The organism is Streptomyces fuscigenes, from assembly GCF_021556455.1.
Classification (GTDB): domain Bacteria; phylum Actinomycetota; class Actinomycetes; order Streptomycetales; family Streptomycetaceae; genus Streptomyces; species Streptomyces fuscigenes.
The window spans coordinates 1-8,490 of sequence record NZ_JAKGCV010000246.1 but is presented as its reverse complement, the minus strand read 5'-3'; the positions used below and the strand labels follow the sequence as shown (position 1 = coordinate 8,490).

Genomic DNA, 8,490 nt, shown 5'->3' with positions numbered 1-8,490 from the left:
CCTCAGGGCGACGCGGGCGGGTACAGCGCGCGCGGCAGCCTGGAGGCCGCCGCCCGGTCCAGCAGCCACAGCGTGCGGGCCCTGCCGGTCGCGCCCGCCGCGGGTGCCTGGATCTCACCCGCGCCGGACAGCGCGATCTCCGCCGCCTCGGCCTTGTCCTCGCCGGCCGCCAGCAGCCACACCTCGTGCGCCGCCCGGATCGCGGGCAGCGTGAACGAGATGCGCAGCGGCGGCGGCTTGGGCGCGCCGTGGACGGCGACGACCGTGCGCTCGCTCTCGCGCACGCCCGGCAGCTCGGGGAAGAGCGACGCGACGTGCGTGTCGGGTCCGACCCCCAGCATGAGGACGTCGAAGGACGGCACCTGTGCGTGGTCCTCGGGCCGTGCCGCCCCGGCCAGTTCGGCGGCGTAGGCGGCCGCGGCCGCCTCGATGTCGCTGCCGTAGGGACCGTTGGAGGCGGGCATCGCGTGCACGCGCTTCGGGTCGAGCGGGACGCTGTCGAGCAGCGCCTCGCGCGCCTGGGTCACGTTGCGCTCCCCGTCCCCCTCGGGAAGGAAGCGCTCGTCGCCCCACCACAGGTCGAGGCGCGACCAGTCGACCGCGTCCCTGGCCGGGGACGACGCCAGCGCGGCCAGCAGGCCGTTGCCGTTGCGCCCGCCGGTCAGGACGATCGACGCGAAACCGCGCGACGCCTGCGCGTCGACGATCTTCGTGATCAGCCGCGCCGCGGTGGCGCACGCCATCAGCTCCTTGTCCCGGTGGACGACGAGCTGTGGCGTGGCGCTCACTTGGACGCCGCCTTCTTGGCCGGCGCCGTCTTCTTCGCGGCCGGTGCGCTCTCCTTCGCCGCGCCGTCGGCGGCGGCGCCCTTGGCCGGGGCGGACAGCCGCTCCACGCCGAAGCGGAGGGTCGCGGCGTAGGTGTCGTCCGGGTCGAGCCTGCGCAGCTCCTCCGCGATCAGCTCGGCCGTGTCGCGGCGGTTGAGCGCCACCGCGCGGTCGGGCTGGCCCTCGATGGAGAGGGTCGCGAGGGAGCCGTCGGCGCGGTCGATGACGACCGGGCCGCAGGTGGTCTCCATCCGCACGGCGGTCAGGCCCGGGCCCTTGGACAGGGCACGGGTGACCGGCACGCCGAGGCGCTCGGCGAGCCACATGGCGAGGAGTTCGCAGGACGGGTTGTCCTGCTCGCCCTCCACCTCGGCGGACTCGACCTTGCACGTCACCTGGTCGAGCGCGGCGGCGAGCATGGAACGCCAGGGGGTGATGCGGCTCCACGCCAGGTCCGTGTCGCCGGGCGTGTAGACGGCGGCGCGCTCCTTGAGCTCGTCGACCGGGTTCTGCGCGGTGAAGGAGTCCGTGACGCGGCGCTGCGCGAGCGCCCCGAGCGGGTCCTTCGCCGGGCTGGCCGGGGCGTTGATCGGCCACCAGGCGACGACGGGCGCGTCGGGCAGCAGCAGCGGCAGCACCACGGACTGGGCGTGGTCGATGACCTCGCCGTACAGCCGCAGGACGACCGTCTCGCCGATGCCCGCGTCCTCGCCGACCCGCACCTCCGCGTCGAGGCGGGCGTTGGCCCGGTCGCGCGGGGAGCGGGAGGGGCGCTTGATGACGACGAGCATGCGCGAGGGGTGCTCCCTCGACGCGTCGCTCGCCGCGCGGAGCGCGTCGTACGCGTTCTCCTCGTCGGTGACGACGACCAGGGTGAGGACCATGCCGACCGACGGGGATCCGATGGCCCTCCGGCCCTGCACCAGCGCCTTGTTGATCTTGCTGGACGTGGTGTCCGTGAGGTCGATCTTCATGGCCGGCGCCAGCTCCGTCCGTCTCGTGCGAGCATTTCGTCCGCCTCGGCGGGTCCCCAGGTGCCGGACTCGTACTGGGCGGGCCTGCCGTGCTTCTCCCAGAACTCCTCGATCGGGTCCAGGATCTGCCAGGACAGCTCCACCTCCTCCGTGCGCGGGAAGAGGTTGGCGTCGCCGAGGAGCACGTCGAGGATGAGCCGCTCGTAGGCCTCGGGGCTCGACTCGGTGAAGGACTCCCCGTACTGGAAGTCCATCGAGACGTCCCGCACCTCCATGGAGGTGCCGGGCACCTTGGAACCGAACCGCAGGGTCACGCCCTCGTCCGGCTGGACGCGGATGACCAGGGCGTTCTGCCCGAGCTCCTCCGTGGCCGTGTGGTCGAAGGGCGAGTGCGGCGCGCGCTGGAAGACGACCGCGATCTCCGTGACGCGGCGCCCGAGGCGCTTGCCGGTGCGCAGGTAGAACGGGACGCCCGCCCAGCGGCGGTTCTCGATCTCCAGCTTGATCGCCGCGTAGGTGTCGGTCTTCGACTTGGGGTCGATGCCGTCTTCCTGGAGGTAGCCGACGGCCTTCTCGCCGCCCTGCCAGCCCGCCGCGTACTGCGCGCGCACGGTGTCGGCCGCGAGGTCCTTCGGCAGCCGCACCGCGCCCAGCACCTTGGTCTTCTCCGCGACGAGGGCGTCCGCGTCGAAGGAGGCGGGCTCCTCCATCGCGGTGAGCGCCATCAGCTGGAGCAGGTGGTTCTGGATCACGTCACGGGCGGCGCCGATGCCGTCGTAGTACCCGGCGCGGCCGCCGATGCCGATGTCCTCGGCCATGGTGATCTGCACGTGGTCGACGTAGGACCGGTTCCAGATCGGCTCGAAGAGCGTGTTGGCGAAGCGGAGCGCCAGGATGTTCTGGACGGTCTCCTTGCCGAGGTAGTGGTCGATGCGGAAGACCTCGTGCGGCGGGAAGACCTCGTGGACGACCGCGTTGAGTTCCTTCGCGGACTTGAGGTCGTGGCCGAACGGCTTCTCGATGACCGCGCGCCGCCAGGACCCTTCCTTCTGTTCGGCGAGCCCGTGCTGCTTGAGCTGCTGGACGACCTTCGGGAAGAACTTCGGCGGGACCGACAGGTAGAAGGCGAAGTTGCCGCCGGTGCCCTGGGACTTGTCGAGGTCCTCGATGGTGGACTTCAGCGTCTCGAACGCCGAGTCGTCGTCGAAGGTGCCCTGCACGAACCGCATGCCCTGGCTCAGCTGCTGCCAGACCTCCTCGCGGAACGGGGTGCGGGCGTGCTCCTTGACGGCGTCGTGGACGACCTGGGCGAAGTCCTCGTCCTCCCAGTCGCGGCGCGCGAAGCCGATGAGCGAGAAGCCCGGCGGCAGCAGGCCGCGGTTGGCGAGGTCGTAGACCGCCGGCATCAGCTTCTTGCGGGACAGGTCACCCGTGACTCCGAAGATGACCAGGCCCGAAGGCCCCGCGATGCGCGGGAGCCTTCGGTCCGCCGTGTCCCGGAGCGGATTGGCTCCGTTGGTGGCCAAGGAGATCAGCCCTCCGAGGGGGCGAGGCGCTCGAGCTCCGCCTGCGTCGACTTGAGCAGGTCGTCCCAGGACGTCTTGAACTTGTCGACGCCCTCGTCCTCGAGGAGCCGTACGACCTCGTCGTAGGAGATCCCCAGCTTCTCGACGGCGGCGAGGTCGGCGCGGGCCTGGTCGTACGTGCCGCGGACGGCGTCGCCGCCGTTCGTGCCGGCCTCCTGCACCGCGTCGAGGGTGGCCTCGGGCATGGTGTTCACGGTGTTCGGCGCGACCAGGTCGTCGACGTACATCGTCGCCTTGTACGCCTTGTCCTTGACGCCCGTGGACGCCCACAGCGGACGCTGGCGGTTGGCCTGCGCGCGGTCGAGGGCGGCCCAGCGGTCGCCGCTGAAGACCTCCTCGTACGCCTCGTAGGCGAGGCGCGCGTTGGCGACGGCGGCCTTGCCGCGGGCGGCCTTGGCCTCGTCGGTGCCCAGCGCGTCGAGGCGCTTGTCGATCTCGGTGTCGACGCGGGAGACGAAGAACGACGCCACCGAGTGGATCTTCGAGAGGTCCAGGCCCGCGGCCTTCGCCTTCTCCAGGCCGCTCAGGTAGGCGTCCATCACCTTGCGGTAGCGCTCCAGCGAGAAGATCAGGGTCACGTTGACGCTGATCCCGCGGGCGATCGTCTCGGTGATCGCGGGCAGGCCCGCCTCGGTCGCCGGGATCTTGATCAGCGTGTTCGGCCGGTCCACCAGCCACGCCAGCTGCTTGGCCTCGGCGATCGTCGCCAGGGTGTCGTGCGCCAGGCGGGGGTCGACCTCGATGGAGACCCGGCCGTCGGTGCCGCCCGTGGCGTCGAACGTCGGGCGCAGGATGTCGGCGGCGTCGCGGACGTCGGCCGTAGTGATCATCCGGATGGCTTCCTCGACGGTCACCTTGCGGGCGGCGAGCTCCGTGAGCTGCGTGTCGTACCCGTCTCCCTGGGAGATCGCCTTCTGGAAGATCGACGGGTTCGTCGTGACGCCCACCACGTGCTGCTCGTCGATCAGCTCGGCCAGGTTGCCCGAGGTGATCCGCTTGCGTGACAGGTCGTCCAGCCAGATCGCTACGCCTTCGTCGGAGAGGCGCTTCAGTGCGTCTGTCATGTCGGTTGCATCTCCTACTTGTCGTGTACAGGCGTCAGCGTGCGGAGGCGTCGAGAGATTCCCGCGCCGCGGCGGCCACGGCCTCGGCGGTGAAGCCGAACTCGCGGAAGAGGACCTTGCCGTCCGCCGAGGCACCGAAGCGCTCCAGCGACACGACGCGGCCGGTGTCCCCGACGTACCGGTACCAGGTCAGGGCGATGCCCGCCTCGACCGCCACCCGCGCCTTCACGGACGGCGGCAGGACGGACTCCCGGTACCCCTGGTCCTGCTCCTCGAACCATTCGACCGAGGGCATCGACACGACGCGGGTGGGGATCCCGTCGGCCTGGAGCTGCTCGCGCGCCTCGACGGCGAGCTGCACCTCGGAGCCGGTGCCGATGAGCACGACCTGCGGGTCGCCGCCCTCGGCCTCGGCGAGCACGTAACCGCCGCGGGCGGTGTCCTCGTTCGGCTCGTACGTCGGCACGCCCTGGCGCGTCAGCGCGAGGCCGTGCGGGTGGCCCTTGCCGTACGTCTTCGTGTACCGGCGGAGGATCTCGCGCCACGCGATGACGGTCTCGTTCGGGTCCGCGGGGCGCACCAGGTTGAAGTTCGGGATGGCGCGCAGCGTCGCGAGCTGCTCGACCGGCTGGTGCGTCGGGCCGTCCTCGCCGAGCCCGATCGAGTCGTGCGTCCACACGTAGGTCACCGGCAGGTGCATCAGCGCGGACAGGCGCACGGCGTTGCGCATGTAGTCCGAGAAGATGAGGAACGTACCGCCGTAGACACGGGTGTTGCCGTGCAGCGTGATGCCGTTCATCGCGGCGGCCATCGCGTGCTCGCGGATGCCGAAGTGGATGGTGCGGCCGTACGGGTCGGCCTCCGGCAGCGGGTTGCCCACCGGCAGGAACGAGGAGTTCTTGTCCCACGTCGTGTTGTTGGAGCCCGCGAGGTCGGCCGAGCCGCCCCACAGCTCGGGGACGACCGGGCCGATCGCCTGCAGCACCTTGCCGGAAGCGGCGCGCGTGGCAAGGGACTTGCCGGTCTCGAAGACGGGCAGCGCCTTCTCCCAGCCCTCGGGCAGGGTGCCGGACGCCACGCGGTCGAACGTCGCGGCGTGCTCCGGCTTCGAGGTGCGCCAGGCCGCGAAGCCCTTCTCCCACTCGGCCCGCGCCTCGCGGCCCCGGTCGAGTGCCTTGCGGGTGTGCTCGACGACCTCGTCGGCGACGACGAAGCTCTGCTCGGGGTCGAAGCCGAGGACGCGCTTGGTCGCGGCGACCTCGTCGGCGCCCAGCGCCGAGCCGTGCGCGGCCTCGGTGTTCTGGGCGTTCGGCGCGGGCCAGGCGATGATCGAGCGCATCGCGATGAAGGACGGCCGGTCGGTGACGGCCTTGGCCTCCTGCAGCGCCGCGTACAGCGCGTGCGGGTCGAGGTCGCCGTCCTCCTTCGGCTGGACGCGCTGGACGTGCCAGCCGTACGCCTCGTACCGCTTGAGGGTGTCCTCGCTGATCGCGGTCTCGGTGTCGCCCTCGATCGAGATGTGGTTGTCGTCCCACAGGAGGACCAGGTTGCCGAGCTTCTGGTGGCCGGCGAGGGAGGACGCCTCGGCCGAGATGCCCTCTTCGAGGCAGCCGTCGCCCGCGATCGCGTAGACGAAGTGGTCGAACGGGGACGTGCCCGGCTCGGCGTCCGGGTCGAAGAGGCCGCGCTCGTAGCGGGCCGCCATGGCCATGCCGACCGCGTTCGCGACGCCCTGGCCGAGGGGGCCCGTGGTCGTCTCGACGCCGACCGTGTGGCCGTACTCCGGGTGGCCGGGGGTCTTGGAGCCCCAGGTGCGCAGCGCCTTCAGGTCGTCCAGCTCCAGGCCGAAGCCGGCCAGGTAGAGCTGGATGTACAGGGTCAGGGACGTATGCCCGGCCGACAGCACGAACCGGTCGCGACCGGTCCAGTTCGCGTCGGCGGGGTCGTGCCTCATCACCTTCTGGAAGAGGGTGTAGGCGGCAGGGGCCAGGCTCATCGCCGTACCGGGATGGCCGTTGCCCACCTTCTGCACGGCATCCGCTGCCAGGACACGGGCGGTGTCGACCGCCCTCTGGTCCAGCTCTGTCCACTTGAGGTCTGTGGTGGTCGGCTTGGTGCTCACCCTGAGTCAGGGCTCCTCTCCACATGTCACGGCCGGTGTCCTGCGGGGCGCACCGGATCGGTGTCGAGCCTACCCTTGCGGTCGCGGCGGGCCCACGCATGCATTTCCCCTGCATTTCCCGTGCATTCCCAGGGTGGCGCGCGGGGCGGAAGTCCGCCTCCCGGTGAGTCATTCACGCGGACGCGGCGCGCCTGCCGCGCGTCATTCACGCGCGCTCCGGGCGCCTCCAACACGACCCACCCCCGCGAGGAACGGCATCTGGGCAACGTCTAGAGTGGCGTGGTACGCGCAAGACTTCACCGGGGCTTCATCACGCCCGGGGCTTGCTGGGATTTCTCTGTCAGGGGTGTACGTGACGGCCGTCGAGTCCCGACCCGCAGCGGTCGCCGCGACGTCGAGCCCGAGGGCCAGTCGGCCGTTCGGAGCGCGCGTCAAGGCATTCGTGGAGCTGACGAAGCCGCGGATCATCGAGCTGCTGCTGATCACGACCGTGCCGGTGATGTTCCTCGCCGCGCGGGGCGTGCCGGACCTCTGGCTCGTGCTGGCCACTTGCGTCGGCGGTTATCTCTCCGCGGGCGGCGCGAATGCGCTGAACATGTATATCGACCGTGATATCGACGCCCTGATGGACCGGACGTCGCAGCGGCCCCTCGTGACCGGAATGGTCTCCCCGCGCGAAGCACTCGTATTCGGCCTGACGCTCGCCGTCGTGTCGACCCTCTGGTTCGGTCTGCTGATCAACTGGCTGTCGGCGGCCATGGCCCTGGGGGCCCTCCTTTTCTACGTGCTCGTCTACACGATGGGCCTCAAGCGGCGCACCTCGCAGAACGTCGTCTGGGGCGGCATCGCCGGCTGCATGCCCGTACTCATCGGCTGGTCGGCCGTGACGAACTCGATGTCGTGGGCGGCGGTCGTCCTCTTCCTCGTGATCTTCTTCTGGACGCCCCCGCACACGTGGGTGCTGATGATGCGGGTGCGCGGCGACTACGAGCGCGTCGGCGTCCCCATGCTCCCCGCGATCGCCACCAACAGGGCCGTCGCGAAGCAGGTCGTCGTCTACAGCTGGGTCATGGTCCTGGTGTCGCTCACGCTGACCCCGCTCGGCTACACGGGCTGGTTCTACACGGCCGTCGCCGCGCTGTCCGGCGCGTGGTGGCTCGCGGAGGCGCACCGGCTCCAGGCGCGCGCCAAGGCGGGCGTCGTGGGCGCGAAGCTCAAGGAGATGCGCCTGTTCCACTGGTCCATCACGTACGTGTCGCTGCTGTTCGTCGCGGTGGCCGTGGACCCCTTCCTGCGCTGAGCGCGAGGCGGCCCCGCCGCCGGTCCGACGCCCCGGTGATCGCGTGGCCCACACCACGCGCCCGGGGCGTCGCCGATCCCGCTACCCGTGGGTAGCCTTCGCACATGGCAGAGAGCGAAGAGACCGGCCGGGACGCACGCGCCGAGGAAGCGGCGGCCGCCGAGGCCCGCCCGGCGAAGGACCACCCGGAACCGGCGGACGCGGCGGCTCCGGACACGGCGGACGCGGCGGCCGAGGCGGACGTGGCAGCTCCGGCGGCGGAGGCGGGCGCGAAGACCGGGGGCCGGCCGGCTGCGGCGGCCGAGAAGACCGAGAACGTAGAGAAGGCCGAGAAGGCCGAGAAGGCCGAGGACAGAGTGGCGCCCGAGGCCGAGCCGGCGCCCGCCGCCGAGGCCGAGCCTGAGCCCGCCGCGCCGGAGAAGACGGCACCCGCAGCCGAGGCAGAGCCCGAGCCGGCCGCGCCGGAGAAGACGGCACCCGCCGCCGACAAGCCCGCACCGGGGCCGGAGGACGCCGCGCCCGCCGTCTCCGGCAAGGCCGCCGCCGACGAGGAGGCCGCGCCCGGCGCGAAGGCGGAGCAGGGCGGCGCGGCCGACGAGCCGGCCGCTGCCGCCGTT

At 71.4% G+C, this 8,490-nt stretch carries 6 protein-coding genes and 1 pseudogene; 2 read left to right on the top strand and 5 right to left on the bottom strand.

Annotated elements, in window-relative coordinates:
• Positions 1-2 precede the first annotated feature (2 nt).
• The 5 genes from pgl to tkt are packed head-to-tail and all read right to left on the bottom strand — an operon-like array spanning position 3 to position 6,573.
• Positions 3-788: a 6-phosphogluconolactonase gene (gene pgl, locus L1885_RS18815; RefSeq protein ID WP_235798317.1), complete on the bottom strand. Its 786-nt coding sequence runs from the start codon at positions 786-788 to the stop codon at positions 3-5.
• A complete protein-coding gene (opcA, locus tag L1885_RS18810) occupies positions 785-1,801 on the bottom strand; it encodes a glucose-6-phosphate dehydrogenase assembly protein OpcA (protein ID WP_235798316.1) in 1,017 nt (338 codons plus the stop codon). The genes pgl and opcA overlap by 4 nt, the downstream gene beginning before the upstream one ends.
• Positions 1,798-3,327 (bottom strand): glucose-6-phosphate dehydrogenase, encoded by a 1,530-nt coding sequence (gene zwf / locus L1885_RS18805; protein ID WP_235798315.1) that lies wholly within the window; start codon positions 3,325-3,327, stop codon positions 1,798-1,800. Before zwf ends, opcA begins: the two co-directional genes overlap by 4 nt.
• A 5-nt stretch (positions 3,328-3,332) precedes the next feature.
• Entirely contained in the window at positions 3,333-4,451 is a 1,119-nt protein-coding gene (tal, locus tag L1885_RS18800) for a transaldolase (protein WP_235798314.1), read from the bottom strand.
• Positions 4,452-4,485: 34 nt separating this feature from the next.
• Positions 4,486-6,573, bottom strand: a complete 2,088-nt coding sequence (tkt, locus tag L1885_RS18795; protein ID WP_235798313.1) for a transketolase — start codon at positions 6,571-6,573, stop codon at positions 4,486-4,488.
• A gap of 352 nt (positions 6,574-6,925) precedes the next feature.
• Between tkt and L1885_RS18790 the strand changes: the two genes are divergently transcribed.
• Together L1885_RS18790 and L1885_RS18785 are read left to right on the top strand one after the other, a co-directional pair.
• Entirely contained in the window at positions 6,926-7,873 is a 948-nt protein-coding gene (locus tag L1885_RS18790; protein WP_235798312.1) for a heme o synthase, read from the top strand.
• Positions 7,874-7,977: 104 nt separating this feature from the next.
• Positions 7,978-8,490 (top strand): annotated as a pseudogene (locus L1885_RS18785) (hypothetical protein); the annotation flags it as partial.